Genomic DNA, 15,347 nt, shown 5'->3' on the forward strand with positions numbered 1-15,347 from the left:
CGCCACAGCGGGGACCGGGAGGCCGGTCGGCTAAAGTAGGCGTTGATGAGTACAGACCAAGTGACAAGCCCGGCATCACCCCTTGACCGTTTTATCGCGGTGATTCCGGCAGGCGGAGTGGGGACCCGCCTCTGGCCCCTGTCACGTGCAGCAGCTCCCAAGTTCCTTCACGATCTCACCGGTTCGGGCAGCACGTTGCTGCGTGCCACGTATGACCGGCTGGAGCCCCTCGCGGGCCGGCGGGTCCTGGTGGTCACCGGCACCGCGCACCGGGCCGCCGTGTGCCGCCAGCTGCCTGAGGTGCAGGACGCCGACCTGGTGCTTGAGAGCGAGCCCAAGGATTCCGGCGCCGCGATCGGGCTGGCCGCCGCCATCCTGCACGAACGCGATCCGGATACCATCATGGGTTCGTTCGCCGCGGATCAGGTGATCAGCCCGGACAACCTCTTCCAGGCGGCGGTGCGCGAGGCTATTTATACGGCGGCTGCCGGCAAGATCGTGACCATCGGCATTAAACCCACGCACCCGTCCACCGGCTTTGGCTACATCCGGGCGGGGCAGGAGCTCCACATCGAAGGTGCACCCAGCGCGCAGGCCGTGGTGGAGTTCGTGGAGAAGCCGGACGAGGAAGTTGCCCAGCAGTACGTGGACAGCGGCGAGTACGTCTGGAACGCCGGCATGTTCGTGGCGCCGGTGGCGTTGATGCTCAAGCACCTTGAGGCCAACCAGCCCGAGCTATTCAAGGGTTTGTTGGAGATTGCCCAGGCCTGGGACACTCCGGACCGTGACGCCGTGACCGCCCGCGTCTGGCCCACCCTGCCCAAGATTGCCATCGACTACGCCGTGGCTGAACCGGCTGCGGCCGCCGGCGACGTCGCCGTGGTGCCGGGCACTTTCGGCTGGGACGACGTCGGGGATTTTGCTTCGGTGGGCAGGCTCAACAGCGCGCGCGAAGTGGACGACGTCACGGTCATCGGTGAGGGCGCCCGCGTCTTTACGGAGAACGCCAGCGGCGTGGTGGTTTCCGACACGAAGCGGGTGATCGCCCTGATCGGCATCAAAGACGTGGTCATCGTGGACACCGGCGATGCCCTTTTGGTGACCACCAAGGAACACGCCCAGCGGGTCAAGGGAGCCGTTGACGCGCTCAAGGCAAGCGGCGATACCGACGTTCTGTAACTCTGCAACCCTGATGACGCTATTCCCCGGACGCTCGCTAGAGTAAATGGGTGCGTAATTACACTACTGAAGCCGAGCCCACCACATTAGTGCGGCCGTGGCTGGAGCCGCTCCTGCCGGAACTGATCGATTTCCGCAGGGACCTCCACGCGCACCCGGAGCTCTCCTTCAAGGAATTCCGCACCACGGACAAACTGGCTGAGCGCCTCGAAGCGGCCGGCCTCACGCCGCGGCGGCTGGAGGGCACCGGCCTCACCGTGGACATCGGCGAGGGGCCGATTGCCACCGCCCTCCGCGGCGATATTGACGCCCTGCCGATCATCGAGGAAACCGGCCTGCCCTTTGCCTCGAGGAACCACGGCGTCACGCATGCCTGTGGTCACGACGTCCACACCGCAACCATGCTCGGCGTCGCCCTGGTTCTGCAGAGCATGCACCTGGAATCGCCGCTGGGCGGCACGGTCCGTGTGATCTTCCAGCCGGCTGAAGAGACCATGCCCGGCGGCGCGCTCTCCTGCATCGAGCAGGGCGTTCTGGACGGTGTGCCGCGCATTTTTGCGCTGCACTGCGACCCAAGGATCGACGTCGGACGCATCGGTACGCGCATCGGCGCCATTACGTCCGCCTCAGACACCATCAAGATCGAACTGAGCGGCCGCGGCGGCCACACATCGCGGCCGCACCTCACCGAGGACCTGGTGTTCGCCCTCGCCCAGATCGCCGTCAACGTTCCGGCCGTGCTGTCCCGCCGGGTGGATGTCCGCAGCGGGGTGTCCGTGGTGTGGGGCCAGATCAGCGCCGGATCCGCTCCCAACGCCATTCCCGGCACGGGTTACATGGCCGGCACCATGCGCTGCCTCGACCGTGACGCCTGGCACGACGCCGGTGAGCTCCTGGACGAAGTGGTGCAGCAGGTGGCCGCGCCCTACGGTGTGGACGTGCACCTGGAACACACCAGGGGAGTGCCGCCTGTGGTCAACTCCGAGCATGAAACAGCCCTGATTGAGGCGGCCGCCCGCGCCGAACTCGGTGAAAGCGCCGTGACACTGACGCCGCAGTCCATGGGCGGCGAGGACTTCGCCTGGTTCCTGGCCGAACTTCCCGGCGCCATGGTGCGGCTCGGCACCAAGACTCCCGGCGGCGAGGAATACGACCTGCACAGGGGGGACTACATCGTGGATGAACGGGCCCTGGGCCTCGGCGTCCAGGTCCTCACCGCCGCGGCACTCCGGACCATCCGCGACCTCTGATACACCCCACAATCCGCTCCGGACGGACATCTGCCGCACCCAGACAGGGCGCAGCGGATGTCCGTTCGGCATTTAAACGGAACAAAGGAACGCGGGTAGGTTGTGCACAATTGAATTGTGCCCTATCGTTGTGGTTGTGAATGATGCCCCCCGCCTCGACCATCAGGTCTGCTTCGCCCTCTACTCCGCCTCCCGCGCTGCCACCGCCGTCTACCGGCCCCTGCTGGAAGACCTCGGCCTGACCTATCCGCAATATCTGGTCATGCTGGTGCTGTGGGAGGCGGAACCGAAGGGCGTCAAAGAGCTTGGCGTGGACCTCGGCCTGGACTCCGGCACGCTGTCCCCCCTGCTCAAACGCCTCGAGGCAATGGAGCTGGTGGAGCGGCGCCGGTCCGCGGAGGATGAGCGCCGCGTTGAGGTCCACCTGACGCCGGCCGGCCGGGCCTTGAGCGGCAAAGCCAACGCGATTCCCCAGCGGCTCGCCGAGGCCGCCGGGCTGTCGGCGGTGGAGCTGGAGCAGCTGCGGAGCACCCTCGAACGGCTCACGGACGCCCTGCACAGCTCCCGCTGAGCGCACCATCCACTGACCCCCCAAGATTTTCCGTTATCCACAACCAACAGGACGGACCACATGAAAACCCTTTACACTGCCGAGGCCCTGGCTTCCGGCGAAGGCCGTGACGGCAACGCACGCACCAATGACGGGAAGCTGGATGTCAGCCTGGCCAGCCCGGTGGAGCTGGGCGGCAACGGCCAGGGCACCAACCCGGAGCAGCTCTTCGCAGCCGGCTACGCCGCCTGCTTCCACTCCGCGCTCCGCCTGGTGGGCCGCAAGGAGGGCGCAGACCTGACGGACTCGGCCGTGGCGGCCAAGATCCACTTTGGCGCATTGGACGGCGGCGCGGGGTACGGCCTCGCGGCGGAGCTGGAAATCGCCGTTCCCGCCCTGGACCTGGCCACCGCCGAGGCCCTGGTGGCCAAGGCGCACCAGATCTGCCCTTACTCCAATGCCACTCGCGGCAACATGACCGTAGACATCAAAATCCTGGAGTTCGCCGCATGAGCGCTGCCACATCCCTTCCCACGTCCACCCGCGAAATCCGGCTCGCGTCGCGTCCGGTCGGGCGCCCGGTTCCGGAGAACTTCCGGCTCGCCGAGTCGCCGCTGCCTGAACTCCGGGACGGCCAGATCCTGGTCCGCAACCTCTTTATCTCCGTGGACCCCTACATGCGCGGCCGCATGAATGATGTGAAATCGTACTCGGCGCCGTTCGCCCTGGATGCAGCGCTCGACGGCGGCGCGGTGGGCGAGGTGATCGCGTCCGGCTCCGAGGCACGGAAGGTGGGGGACGTAGTGGTGCACCACTTGGGCTGGCGCGAATACGCTGTCCTGGACGCCGACGCAACGTCGGTTGCCCGCACGGACCTGGCTCCGGCGTCGGCCTTTCTTGGCGCGTTGGGCATGACCGGCCTGACCGCGTATGCCGGCCTGCTCAAGGTTGCTGAATTCAAACCCGGCGATGCTGTTTTCGTGTCAGGCGCCGCCGGGGCCGTGGGTTCCCTGGTGGGCCAGATCGCGAAGGCCATGGGCGCCTCGCGCGTTATCGGAAGCGCCGGAACGCCCGAAAAAGTGGCGCGGCTCCTCGAGCTGGGCTTCGACGCCGCCTTTAACTACCGGGACGCGCCTGTCCGTGACCAGCTCAAGGCAGCTGCCGGCGGCAAGGGGATCGACGTTTACTTCGACAACGTCGGCGGTGACCACCTCGAAGCAGCCCTGGCGGAACTCAATGTGGGCGGACGCGTAGCCATGTGCGGGGCCATCGCTCAGTACAACTCAACCGACGCCACACCGGCTCCCCGGAACCTTGCGCTCGCCATCGGCAAGCAGCTCACTCTTCGCGGCTTCCTGGTGGGCGGGCAGCGCCAGCACCGCGCGGAGTTCTTCGAGAAGATGGCGGCCTGGCTTGCGGACGGCACCGTCCGGTACGACGAGACCGTGGTGGACGGGCTGGAGAACGCGCCGCAAGCCTTCATGGATCTGCTGGAGGGCGCCAACACGGGCAAGATGCTGGTCCGCCTCTGAGCAGGGGCGCGGTGTGTTCTACCCGTTGGTAACAAATTCTCAACGATCTTCGGGATCCGCGCGGGATGTGGTAGCCGGTGTGCTTCAGGCCACTACTGTTGCTTCTATCAGTGCGCCTCGGCGCAGTGCTGCGAAGCCATCAGTGACAACAGAATTTCAGTGTAGAAACGGACACTCATTGAATTCGAGTCGTAGCGCCACTCTCTCCTGGAGGAAATTTGAAGAACACACTGCGCACCAAGTTCAAGCGCGGCTCGACGGCCGGCGTGGCCTCAGTGGGTGCCGCGGCACTCCTGCTGACCGGCTGTGGCGCCGCACCTGAGAGCGGAAGCACCGCGTCAAACGCGGCAGCTGATTACACCGGCTGCATCGTCTCCGACTCCGGCGGATTCGATGACCAGTCCTTCAACCAGTCCTCCTACGAGGGGCTGAAGAAGACCGAGAAGGACCTGGGCATCAAGGTCAACCAGGTGGAATCGAAGACGAACAACGACTTCGAGCCGAACCTGCGCGCAATGGTCACCGCGGGCTGCAACCTCACCATCACGGTGGGCTTCCTCCTCGGTGACGCCACCAAGGCCCAGGCCACCGCCAACCCCAAGAGCCACTTCGCGATCATCGACTTTGGCTACGCTGATCCGATCAGCAACGTCAAGCCGATCATCTATGACACGGCCCAGGCCGCGTTCATGGCCGGCTACCTGGCCGCCGGTTCCACCAAGACCGGAACCGTGGCCACCTTCGGCGGCATCAAGATCCCGACCGTCACCATCTTCATGGACGGCTACGCGGACGGCGTGAAGTACTACAACGAGAAAAAGGGCAAGAACGTCAAGGTCCTGGGCTGGGACAAGGCGGCACAGGACGGCAGCTTTACGGGCGACTTCGAAAAGCAGGACGTCGGCAAGCAGCTCACCCAGAACTTCCTGGACCAGGGCGCGGACATCGTGATGCCCGTGGCCGGCCCGGTGGGCAAGGGTGCAGGCGCGGCACTGAACGAGGCCAAGGCCGCCGGCAAGGACGTCAAGCTCATCTGGGTCGACTCCGACGGCTTCCTCACGGCTCCGGACTACAAGGACATCATGCTGTCCTCGGTCATGAAGCAAATGGGCGAGGCAGTGGAGACCGTGGTGAAGGAAGACAAGGACGGCAAGTTCAGCAACACGCCGTACGTTGGCACACTGGCTAACGACGGCGTCCAGCTGGCTCCGTTCCACAGCTTTGATTCACAGGTTCCGGCCGATCTGAAGTCCGAACTGGACCAGATCAAGAAGGACATCGTGGCCGGCAAGCTGAAGGTCGAGTCTGCGGCGAGCCCGAAGGTATAACCTCCCTCGCTAAGCGCCACCTCCCGGATGGTCATCGACTGACCGGGCGGTGGCGCTTTTCGTTGGAAGCCTCCCCGCGCGCAGCAGCCCACCCGGGACTGCAGGCACTAGGCTGGTGCTGCAGTCCCATATCCCGTCCGGTACGGTTACGGACGCTTCGAGATTGGTCAGAGTTTTGAAACTTGAACTCAGAGGGATCACCAAACGTTTCGGCTCCCTGCTCGCCAACGATCACATCGATGTGGTGGTTGAACCCGGTCAGATCCATTGTCTGCTGGGCGAGAACGGGGCCGGCAAATCCACCCTGATGAACGTGCTGTACGGGCTCTACGAGCCCACCGAGGGCGAGATCCTCGTCGATGACAAACCCGTTTCCTTCCGCGGCCCCGGCGACGCCATGGCCGCCGGGATCGGCATGGTGCACCAGCACTTCATGCTGGTGCCCGTGTTCACCGTTGCGGAGAATGTGGCCCTGGGCGCCGAAAGCACCAAAGCAGGCGGCTTCCTCAACCTGGACGACACCCGCCGCAAAATCAAGGAAATCTCGGACCGCTACGGCTTCGACGTGGACCCGGACGCGCTTGTGGAGGACCTCCCGGTGGGAGTCCAACAGCGCGTGGAGATCATCAAGGCGCTGGTTCGGGACGCGAAAGTGCTGATCCTGGATGAACCCACCGCCGTGCTGACACCCCAGGAAACCGACGAACTGCTGGACATCATGCGCCAGCTCAAGTCCCACGGCACCTCCATCGTGTTCATCTCGCACAAGCTGCGGGAAGTGAAGGCGGTCTCGGACACCATTACCGTGATCCGGCGCGGCAAAGTGGTGGGCACAGCCAATCCCGGCGATTCCACGACGGCCCTGGCCTCGATGATGGTGGGCCGCGCGGTCAACCTGACACTCGACAAGGCCCCGGCCAAGCCCCTGGAAAAGACTTTCAAGGTCAAGGACCTCACCGTCATCGCTCCGAACGGGCAGCACACGGTGGACGGCATCAGCTTCGACATTGCCCGCGGGGAGATCCTGGCCATCGCGGGAGTCCAGGGCAACGGCCAGACGGAACTTACCGAGGCCATCCTCGGACTGCAGGACCGGGTGCACGGCTCCATCCTCCTGGACAACGTGGAGCTGGTTGGCCGCAGCGTGAAGGACGTCCTCAACGCCGGCGTCGGCTTCGTACCCGAGGACCGGTCCGTTGACGGCCTGATCGGCACGTTCTCCATCGCCGAGAACCTGGTGCTTGACCGTTACGATCAGCCGCCGTTTGCCAAGGGCATCAGCATGAGCCCGGCGAAGGTCCTCGAAAACGCAAAATCCCGGATCGACGAGTTCGATGTCAGGACTCCCTCAGGTCTGCTGGCGGCCGGCACCCTGTCCGGCGGCAACCAGCAGAAGGTGGTCATGGCACGGGAACTGTCCCGGCCGCTGCGCCTCTTCATCGCCTCGCAACCCACCCGCGGTGTGGACGTCGGCTCCATCGAGTTCCTGCACAAGCGGATTGTTGCCGAACGCGATCAGGGCACGCCGGTGATGATCATTTCCACCGAACTCGATGAGGTCATGGAACTCGCCGACCGCATCGCCGTGATCTACAAGGGAAAGCTCGTGGGCATCGTCCCCGCCGGAACCGGCCGCGACGTCCTGGGGCTGATGATGGCCGGCATCCCGCAGGAGGACGCAGCCGCCACCGGTCACGGTGTTGACACCGCGCACCCCGCCCAGCCTGCCCACACAGACGCCGCAGCCGCCGAAGGCCGCGCAACCTCCAGCCCCGAAGGAGGCCACCGTGCCTGACGAGGACACCCCCAGACACGTCGACCAGCACCCCAGGACCCACGAAAAAAGCGCGGCGGCCGAAGAAACTGCCGCCGTCGTGGCCGTGGATACTGCCGGCGGCGCCATCAGCCCCTCGGCAGTGCCTGCCACCGCCCAAAGCGGAAAACTGCCCGGCGCCCCGGACACCGTGCTCCGAAAGATTTTCACCGGCAGCGGTGTGGTCTCGGTCCTTGCGGTGTTGCTGGCGCTCATCCTGGGCGGCCTGCTGATTGCCGCCACGGACGAGCGGGTGGCCACCACCTCGGGATACCTGTTCGCCCGCCCCACCGACTTCCTCGCTGCCGTCTGGAACGCCGCCACCCGGTCCTATATCGCGCTGTTCCAGGGCTCGGTCTTCAACCCCCGGGGTTCGGGCCTGGCCGTGCAGTTCGCGCCGCTGATGGAAACCCTCACCATCGCCACGCCGCTCATCACCGCGGGCCTGGGCGTTGCCCTGGCGTTCCGGGCAGGCCTGTTCAACATTGGTGCGCAGGGCCAGATCATCATGGCCGGCATCCTCGCCGCCTGGGTCGGTTTTGCCCTGCACCTTCCCCTGGGCCTGCACCTCCTGCTGGTCCTGGTGGCAGGCATTGTGGGCGGCGCGCTCTGGGGCGGGCTGGTGGGCCTGCTCAAGGCCCGGACAGGGGCCCACGAGGTCATCCTGACCATCATGTTCAACTACATCGCCCTGTACTTCCTGCGATACCTGCTGAACACTCCGGCGTTCCAGCGCCCGGGGGAGTCCAACCCCATCTCGCCCATCCTGGACCCCACTGCCGTCTACCCGCAGATCTTTGGCTCGCAGTACCGCCTGCACCTGGGCTTTCTGCTGGCCATCGCGGCCACCGTCCTGGTGTGGTGGCTCCTGAACCGCTCCACGGTCGGCTTTGAATTCCGGGCCGTGGGGGCCAACCCCAAGGCCGCCCTGACCGCCGGGATCAACGTCTCCCGCTCCACCATCCTGGTGATGGCCATCGCCGGCGCCCTGGCCGGCATGTCCGGCGTCGCCCAGGTGGCCGGCACGGAAAAGGTCCTGACCGACGGGGTCGCGGCGACGTATGGCTTCGACGCCATTACGGTGGCACTGCTGGGACGTTCGACGCCGTGGGGTACCTTCGCCGCCGGCCTGCTGTTCGGCGCCTTCCGCGCCGGCGCCGTGCAGATGCAGATCCAGACGGGAACCCCCATCGACATTGTCCTGGTGGTTCAGTCGCTGATTGTCCTCTTCATTGCGGCCCCGCCCCTGGTGCGGGCCATCTTCGGGCTCAACCCCCGCCGCAAGAAGCCGGTCAAGGCCGGCAAATCCCAGCAGGCAGCAACCACCGGAGGCGCAGCATGAGCGCAACAGCAACATCGCCCCTGCCGGGAAAGGGAACCCCCGGCACAGCGCCCCGCGCAGGCGAGGCACCGGAAACGTCCGGGAAACCGGTGATCTGGAAGACCCCTGTGGTGCTCTCCGGACTGGCCCTGGTGGCCTTCATATTCTTCGGGCTGATGGGTTCTGGGCAGACGGCCAAGTTCGGCATATCCACCGGCAGCGATTTCTTCCAGCTACCAGCCCTCGAAATCCCTGCCATGGCGGGCGGCATCGTGCTCTCAGTCCTGATGCTGGGGCTGGCGGCGTATGCCATCTACCTCAAAACCAGGAACCGGCCAACCCCGGCCTGGCTCACCATCACCTTCACCGTGCTGTTTGTGGCCGCCTTCCTGATCTGGGTTGTGGGCGGAGCACGAACCCCCAGCATCTCGCTGGCCGGGCTCATCGCCGGTTCGGTGACGCTGGCCGTTCCGCTCGTTTTCGGCTCACTGTCCGGCGTGCTGTGTGAGCGCGTGGGCGTGGTTAACATCGCCATCGAGGGTCAGCTCCTCGGCGGTGCGTTCACGGCGGCCATCGTGGCCAGCGTTACCCAAAACCCGTTCGTGGGCCTGCTGGCGGCCGCCGTCGCCGGCGCGGCAGTATCCATGGTGCTGGCAGTATTCAGCATCAAGTACCTGGTCAACCAGATCATTGTGGGTGTGGTGCTCAACGTCCTGGTTTCGGGCGTGACCGGCTTCCTGTTCAGCACCGTTATGCAGGAGAACAAAGCCAGGTTCAACTCCCCGCCCGGCCTGGACATTGTCGAGATCCCGGTCCTCTCCAGCATTCCCATCCTCGGCCCCATCCTGTTCAAGCAGTCCGTGGTGGGGTACCTCATGTACGTCGCCGTCATCGTGGTCTGGGTGGGGCTGTTCAAGACCAAGTGGGGCCTGCGCGTCCGCGCCGTCGGGGAACATCCCCAGGCCGCGGACACCATGGGCATCAAGGTCAACGCCACGCGCTTCTGGAACGTGACCCTGGGAGGTGCCATCGCGGGCATCGGCGGGTCCTTCTTCACCCTCGTGGCGATCGACAGCTTCACCAAAGAGATCTCCGGCGGCCGAGGCTTCATCGCCCTGGCCGCCCTGATCTTTGGCCGGTGGAACCCCATCGGTGCGTTCTTCGCCGCCCTGCTGTTCGGTTTCGCGGACAACCTGCAGAGCATCGTGACCATCATCGGAACCCCGGTGCCCAGCCAGTTCATGGCCATGCTGCCGTACCTGGTCACCGTGCTCGCCGTTGCCGGGCTCGTTGGCCGGTCACGGCCGCCGGCGGCCAGCGGCATCCCCTACGTCAAGGGATGACGGCGATGGAAGCCGGCATCATCGACTGGGATTTGCTCAGGGCAGAGGCAACGCGGGCCATGGAGAACGCTTATGCCCCCTATTCGAAATATCCGGTCGGGGCAGCCGCCCTCACCGCCGACGGAAGGCTGATCAGCGGCTGCAACGTGGAGAACGCCAGCTACGGGCTGACGCTTTGCGCGGAATGCGTCCTGGTGGGAAACCTGCAGATGACCGGCGGCGGCCAGCTGCGCGCCTTCTACTGCGTGGACGCCGCCGGCAACGTGCTGATGCCGTGCGGCCGCTGCCGGCAGCTGCTTTACGAGTTCCGGGCTCCGGCCATGGAACTCATGACCACCCAAGGCATCAAGACGATGGACCAGGTGCTGCCCGACGCATTTGGTCCCCAACATCTGGAGGACTCCGGTGACACAGGTAACTGAAGCGTTCGACGCCGTCGACATTATCCGTACCAAGCGGGACCGCGGGGTCCTCAGCCCGGAGCAGATCGACTGGACCATCGATGCCTATACCCGCGGAGCCATTGCGGAGGAGCAGATGGCCGCGCTGAACATGGCCATTCTGCTCAACGGCATGGACCGCGCAGAGATTTCCCGCTGGACTGCCGCCATGATCGCCTCCGGGGAGCGGATGGACTTCAGCGGCCTCCAGCGGCCCGACGGCGGCACGAAGGTTACCAGCGACAAGCATTCCACCGGGGGAGTCGGTGACAAGATCACCCTCCCGCTGGCCCCGCTGGTCGCCGTGTTCGGCGTAGCCGTCCCGCAACTGTCCGGCCGCGGACTCGGCCACACCGGCGGCACCCTGGACAAGCTGGAATCAATTCCGGGCTGGCGCGCCGACCTGAGCAACGACGAAATGATGGCTCAGCTGCAGGACGTGGGCGCCGTGATCTGCGCTGCGGGAGCCGGACTGGCGCCGGCAGATAAAAAGCTCTATGCCCTGCGCGATGTCACGGGCACGGTGGAAGCCATCCCGCTGATTGCTTCCTCGATCATGAGCAAAAAGATCGCCGAGGGGACCGGGTCACTGGTCCTCGATGTCAAAGTGGGCAGCGGGGCGTTCATGAAGGACGAGGCCCGGGCGCGGGAGCTGGCCGAAACCATGGTGGCGCTGGGTAAGGACGCGGGAGTTAACACTGTTGCTTTGCTGACCAACATGAGCACGCCGCTCGGGCTGACGGCGGGCAACGCGATCGAGGTCGAGGAATCGGTGGAAGTCCTGGCCGGCGGCGGCCCGGAGGATGTGGTGGAACTGACCGTTCGCCTGGCAGCGGAGATGCTGGCATGCGCCGGTGTCCGCGATGCCGATCCCCGCGCCGCCTTGAAGGACGGCCGGGCCATGGACGTCTGGAACAGGATGATTGAGGCGCAGGGAGGTGACCCGAGGGCCAAGCTGCCGGTAGCCAGGGAATCCGAGGTCATCTATGCGCCGGCCGACGGAGTCCTCGTGGAACTCGATGCCCTCGCCGTCGGCGTGGCCGCGTGGCGCCTCGGCGCAGGCCGCGCCCGTAAGGAGGACGCGGTACAGGCAGGGGCCGGGATCCGCATGCACGCGAAGCCCGGCGCGCAGGTCCGGGCCGGTGAACCGCTCCTGACATTGCTCACCGATACTCCGGAAAAGTTTGCGCGCGCCAAGGAATCCCTTGAACATGCGGTCACCATCGCTCCTGAAGGGTCCCGCCCGGCACAACGGCTGATCATCGACCGAATAGCATAGAGACAATGCAGGCCATCAATGACTTCATCCTCGCTGCCGCCGGGCAACCCTGGGTGCTGCTCCTCGTTTTGGCATGCTGCCTCATTGACGGCTTCTTCCCGCCGATCCCCAGCGAATCGGTGGTGGTGGGCCTCGCTGCCGTGGCCGCCACCGCCGACGTGCCCAACCCATGGCTGCTGATGGCCATGGCGGCCCTGGGCGCCTTCGCGGGCGACAACATCGCCTACCTCATCGGACGGCGGGCGGGCACAGCCCGGTGGAGGTGGCAGCGAGGGCCCCGGATGCAAAGCGCGTTCCGGTGGGCCGGTACGGAGCTCAGGAAACGGCCGGCATCGCTGGTCCTTGTGGCGCGGTTTATCCCGATCGGCCGGGTGGCGGTGAATCTGACCGCCGGCGTGACGCACTACCCGCACCTCCGGTTCGTCGGCCTGACTGTCCTTTCGGCAACCCTCTGGGCGTCCTACTCGGTAGGGATCGGCCTGTTCTTTGGCCAGTGGTTCGAGAGCAACCATTTCCTCGGCGCGGTCATCGCCATTGTGTGCGCCGTGGGCCTGGGAATCGTTGTGGACCTGGTCATCAACCGCATCCGCGGCAAGGTTCCGGTGGTGGAGCGCCTGAAGGACCCCGACGTGCAGGAATGACCGCCTGCGGGCGTAGCGGAGGGCATCCCGGCCATGGGACACTAAAGAGCGATATATCTCACGTCCAGCTGCAGCATTTTTTCGTCTAGGAGCAACACCCGCGTGGAGTTTATAAATGAAGCCGTGCTCCATGCGGCGGGCCAATGGTGGATCTACCCCGTCCTGCTCGTGTTTTTCTTTGTTGACGGCTTCGCCATGGTGGTCCCCAGCGAGACCCTGATCGTGGCGCTTGCAGCGTTTTCCAGGCACAGCGGCGAACCCAACATGTGGATTTTGGGTGCTACCGCGCTGGTTGGCGCCATGGCCGGCGACAATATGGCCTTTATGCTCGGCCGGAGGATCGGCCTCGAACGCTGGAAGTGGATGCGCCGGCCCAAAATCCAGAAAGCGTTCGGCTGGGCCCGCTATGAACTCGACAAACGCGGCGCCGTCCTGATTTTCACCGCCCGCTACATCCCGTGGGGCCGCGTGGCAGTGAACTACGTTGCCGGCAGCACAGGATTCGGGCACCGCCGCTTCTTCCTGCTGGATGCTTTTGCCTGCCTCACCTGGGTTGGTTATTCCATCGGCATCGGCCTGCTGGCCAGTTCCTTCCCCTGGCTGCACCACAACCCGCTGCTCAGCGCCGGCATCGCCGTGGTGTTCGCGATCGTGCTGGGCGTCCTTATCGACCACCTGCTGCGGTGGTGGCATAACCACCTGGCCAGCAAGGATGCAAAAACCGTGGACGAATGGCTCGACGGCGGCCCGGACGGGACCCTGCCCCCGCACACCGGAGCTGCCCCGCTGCTGGCCCCCGCATCGGCCGAGGCCGAGCCCGGAAAGTAGCGGCTGGCATAAGCTGCCTGCCGACCCTAAGGTTGGAAGGTGACTGAGCCCATTGTTGACGCTGCCCCTGCCATTGATTTCGACCTGAAGAGCCTGCCGAAGGTTTCCCTTCACGATCATCTGGACGGTGGTCTCCGCCCTGCCACCATCATCGAACTGGCGCAGGCTGTCGGCCACACGCTCCCGTCCACTGATCCTGTGGCCCTGGGCCAATGGTTCCGTGAATCGGCTGACTCCGGCTCGCTGGTCCGGTACCTGGAGACCTTCGACCACACGGTCGCCGTCATGCAGACCAAGGAAGGCCTGTTCCGGGTGGCCAAGGAATTCGTGGAGGACCTCGCGGACGACGGCGTGGTGTACGGCGAAGTGCGCTGGGCGCCGGAGCAGCACCTCCAGCAGGGCCTCTCCCTTGACGAGGCCGTCGAAGCAGTGCAGGAAGGCCTCGAAGCCGGCGTGGACGCCGTGGCGGAAACCGGCCGCGAAATCCAGGTGGGCCAGCTCATCACCGCCATGCGCCATGCCGATCGCGGCCAGGAAATCGCCGAACTGGCCGTGCGCCACCGCAACAAGGGCGCCGTGGGCTTTGACATCGCCGGTGCCGAGGACGGATTCCTGCCGTCCCGGTTCAAGGAGGCGTTCACCTACCTGGCCCAGAACAACTTCCCCGCTACCGTGCACGCCGGCGAAGCCGCCGGACTCGAAAGCATCCAGTCCGCCCTGGTGGACGGCCGGGCCCTGCGCCTGGGCCATGGCGTCCGCATCGCTGAGGACATCATGGTGGAGTTTGACGACGAAGACGACGCCGAGGCCGACGGCGGGGAGGACAGCATTGGCCTGGTCACCCTGGGCGACCTCTCCAGCTGGATCCGGGACCGCGGGATCGCCCTGGAGATCTGCCCTTCCTCGAACCTCCAGACCGGTGCGATCGCCGGCTTCGGTGAGGGCATCGAGAGCCATCCGCTGGACATGCTCTACCAGCTGGGCTTCAACGTCACCATCAACACCGACAACCGGCTGATGAGCGGTGTCACGCTGACCGACGAGTTCGAGCTCCTTGTTGAGACCTTCGACTACGACCTCGATGACCTGCTGGAGCTGACCCTGAACGCCGCCGAGGCATCATTCCTGCCGCTGGAGGAGAAGGAAGCGCTGGTGGAGTACATCAACGACACCTACGCCAACCTTGGCTGACCAGCTTCCCGTCGAACGCCTGGTCAGGGTGATAGCCGAACTGCGGGAGCACTGCCCGTGGATGGCAGCCCTGACGCATGCCTCCTTGGTGGAGTATCTCCTGGAGGAAGCCTTCGAAGTTGCCGAGACCATTGAAACCGGCGCCGATGACACCGAGCTCCGCGGCGAGCTGGGGGACGTGCTGCTGCAGGTGGTGCTGCACGCCCGGCTCGCCGAGGAGCGCGGCTCCTTTACGTTCGACGACGTCGCGCGCGGACTCACTGCCAAGATGGTCCGGCGCAACCCGCACGTCTTCCGGGCCGACGGCACCCTGCAGGACAGTTTCCCGGCCACGGTTGATGAGATCGTCCGGAAATGGGACGCGGTCAAGAGTTCGGAGCGGCCGGAACGCCGTGGCCCCCACGAAGGGATCCCCGACGCCCTGCCCGCACTGGCCAAGGCGCAGAAGTTCATCGACCGGGCAGGCCGCGCAGGATCACCGGTTCCGGCGGGTGAGCTGGCCGAAACCCCGGACGTCACCTCCGAAGCCGAGCTGGGGGAGCTGCTGCTGGCCGTCGTCGGCTCCGCGCACGCCCGGGGATTCGACGCGGAGCGGGCCCTGCGCGGCGCAATCCGCCGGCGGTTCGGCCCGCCATCATGACGTCCGGGTGAC

The 15,347-nt window shown here is 65.6% G+C and carries 15 protein-coding genes; all 15 read left to right on the plus strand.

Annotated features, from left to right (window positions below; all coding sequences use genetic code 11):
* The first annotated feature begins 45 nt into the window (after positions 1-45).
* Positions 46-1,179: a mannose-1-phosphate guanylyltransferase gene (locus SBP01_RS05640; protein ID WP_320537804.1), complete on the plus strand. Its 1,134-nt coding sequence runs from the start codon at positions 46-48 to the stop codon at positions 1,177-1,179.
* Between the two features lie 50 nt (positions 1,180-1,229).
* On the plus strand, positions 1,230-2,429 hold the full coding sequence (locus SBP01_RS05645) for an amidohydrolase (RefSeq protein WP_275212708.1): 1,200 nt from the start codon (positions 1,230-1,232) through the stop codon (positions 2,427-2,429).
* A 136-nt stretch (positions 2,430-2,565) separates the two neighbouring features.
* Complete coding sequence (locus SBP01_RS05650) at positions 2,566-3,000, plus strand: MarR family winged helix-turn-helix transcriptional regulator (protein WP_275212706.1); 435 nt, start codon at positions 2,566-2,568, stop codon at positions 2,998-3,000.
* 60 nt (positions 3,001-3,060) lie between these two features.
* Positions 3,061-3,492, plus strand: a complete 432-nt coding sequence (locus SBP01_RS05655; protein WP_275212705.1) for an organic hydroperoxide resistance protein — start codon at positions 3,061-3,063, stop codon at positions 3,490-3,492.
* Positions 3,489-4,511: an NADP-dependent oxidoreductase gene (locus tag SBP01_RS05660; protein ID WP_320537805.1), complete on the plus strand. Its 1,023-nt coding sequence runs from the start codon at positions 3,489-3,491 to the stop codon at positions 4,509-4,511. Before SBP01_RS05655 ends, SBP01_RS05660 begins: the two co-directional genes overlap by 4 nt.
* Positions 4,512-4,729: 218 nt before the next feature.
* Positions 4,730-5,839: a BMP family lipoprotein gene (locus SBP01_RS05665; RefSeq protein ID WP_275212703.1), complete on the plus strand. Its 1,110-nt coding sequence runs from the start codon at positions 4,730-4,732 to the stop codon at positions 5,837-5,839.
* Between the two features lie 175 nt (positions 5,840-6,014).
* The gene (locus tag SBP01_RS05670) at positions 6,015-7,634 is read left to right on the plus strand and encodes an ABC transporter ATP-binding protein (protein ID WP_320537806.1); all 1,620 of its coding nucleotides are present in this window, start codon (positions 6,015-6,017) and stop codon (positions 7,632-7,634) included.
* On the plus strand, positions 7,627-8,994 hold the full coding sequence (locus SBP01_RS05675) for an ABC transporter permease (protein ID WP_414004266.1): 1,368 nt from the start codon (positions 7,627-7,629) through the stop codon (positions 8,992-8,994). The genes SBP01_RS05670 and SBP01_RS05675 overlap by 8 nt, the downstream gene beginning before the upstream one ends.
* Positions 8,991-10,316, plus strand: a complete 1,326-nt coding sequence (locus SBP01_RS05680; protein WP_275212701.1) for an ABC transporter permease — start codon at positions 8,991-8,993, stop codon at positions 10,314-10,316. The genes SBP01_RS05675 and SBP01_RS05680 overlap by 4 nt, the downstream gene beginning before the upstream one ends.
* Before the next feature lie 5 nt (positions 10,317-10,321).
* On the plus strand, positions 10,322-10,738 hold the full coding sequence (locus tag SBP01_RS05685; protein ID WP_275212700.1) for a cytidine deaminase: 417 nt from the start codon (positions 10,322-10,324) through the stop codon (positions 10,736-10,738).
* Entirely contained in the window at positions 10,722-12,035 is a 1,314-nt protein-coding gene (locus SBP01_RS05690; protein WP_320537807.1) for a thymidine phosphorylase, read from the plus strand. The genes SBP01_RS05685 and SBP01_RS05690 overlap by 17 nt, the downstream gene beginning before the upstream one ends.
* Before the next feature lie 5 nt (positions 12,036-12,040).
* Positions 12,041-12,676, plus strand: coding sequence for a DedA family protein (locus tag SBP01_RS05695; RefSeq protein WP_275212697.1), 636 nt, complete (start codon positions 12,041-12,043; stop codon positions 12,674-12,676).
* 102 nt (positions 12,677-12,778) lie between these two features.
* A complete protein-coding gene (locus tag SBP01_RS05700) occupies positions 12,779-13,504 on the plus strand; it encodes a DedA family protein (RefSeq protein WP_320537808.1) in 726 nt (241 codons plus the stop codon).
* 39 nt (positions 13,505-13,543) lie between these two features.
* Positions 13,544-14,695, plus strand: a complete 1,152-nt coding sequence (locus SBP01_RS05705) for an adenosine deaminase (RefSeq protein ID WP_275212695.1) — start codon at positions 13,544-13,546, stop codon at positions 14,693-14,695.
* Positions 14,696-14,756: 61 nt separating this feature from the next.
* Positions 14,757-15,335, plus strand: a complete 579-nt coding sequence (locus SBP01_RS05710) for a MazG nucleotide pyrophosphohydrolase domain-containing protein (RefSeq protein WP_320538289.1) — start codon at positions 14,757-14,759, stop codon at positions 15,333-15,335.
* Positions 15,336-15,347: the final 12 nt, after the last annotated feature.

Origin of the sequence: Pseudarthrobacter sp. IC2-21 (assembly GCF_034048115.1) — a bacterium.
Classification (GTDB): domain Bacteria; phylum Actinomycetota; class Actinomycetes; order Actinomycetales; family Micrococcaceae; genus Arthrobacter; species Arthrobacter naphthalenicus.

Bases quoted from the DNA above. Each gene is read 5' to 3' on its own strand.
- SBP01_RS05640 (WP_320537804.1), top strand. From the start codon at position 46: ATGAGTACAGACCAAGTGACAAGCCCGGCATCACCCCTTGACCGTTTT.
- SBP01_RS05655 (WP_275212705.1), top strand. From the start codon at position 3,061: ATGAAAACCCTTTACACTGCCGAGGCCCTGGCTTCCGGCGAAGGCCGT.
- SBP01_RS05660 (WP_320537805.1), top strand. From the start codon at position 3,489: ATGAGCGCTGCCACATCCCTTCCCACGTCCACCCGCGAAATCCGGCTC.
- SBP01_RS05680 (WP_275212701.1), top strand. From the start codon at position 8,991: ATGAGCGCAACAGCAACATCGCCCCTGCCGGGAAAGGGAACCCCCGGC.
- SBP01_RS05685 (WP_275212700.1), top strand. From the start codon at position 10,322: ATGGAAGCCGGCATCATCGACTGGGATTTGCTCAGGGCAGAGGCAACG.
- SBP01_RS05695 (WP_275212697.1), top strand. From the start codon at position 12,041: ATGCAGGCCATCAATGACTTCATCCTCGCTGCCGCCGGGCAACCCTGG.
- SBP01_RS05710 (WP_320538289.1), top strand. From the start codon at position 14,757: ATGGCAGCCCTGACGCATGCCTCCTTGGTGGAGTATCTCCTGGAGGAA.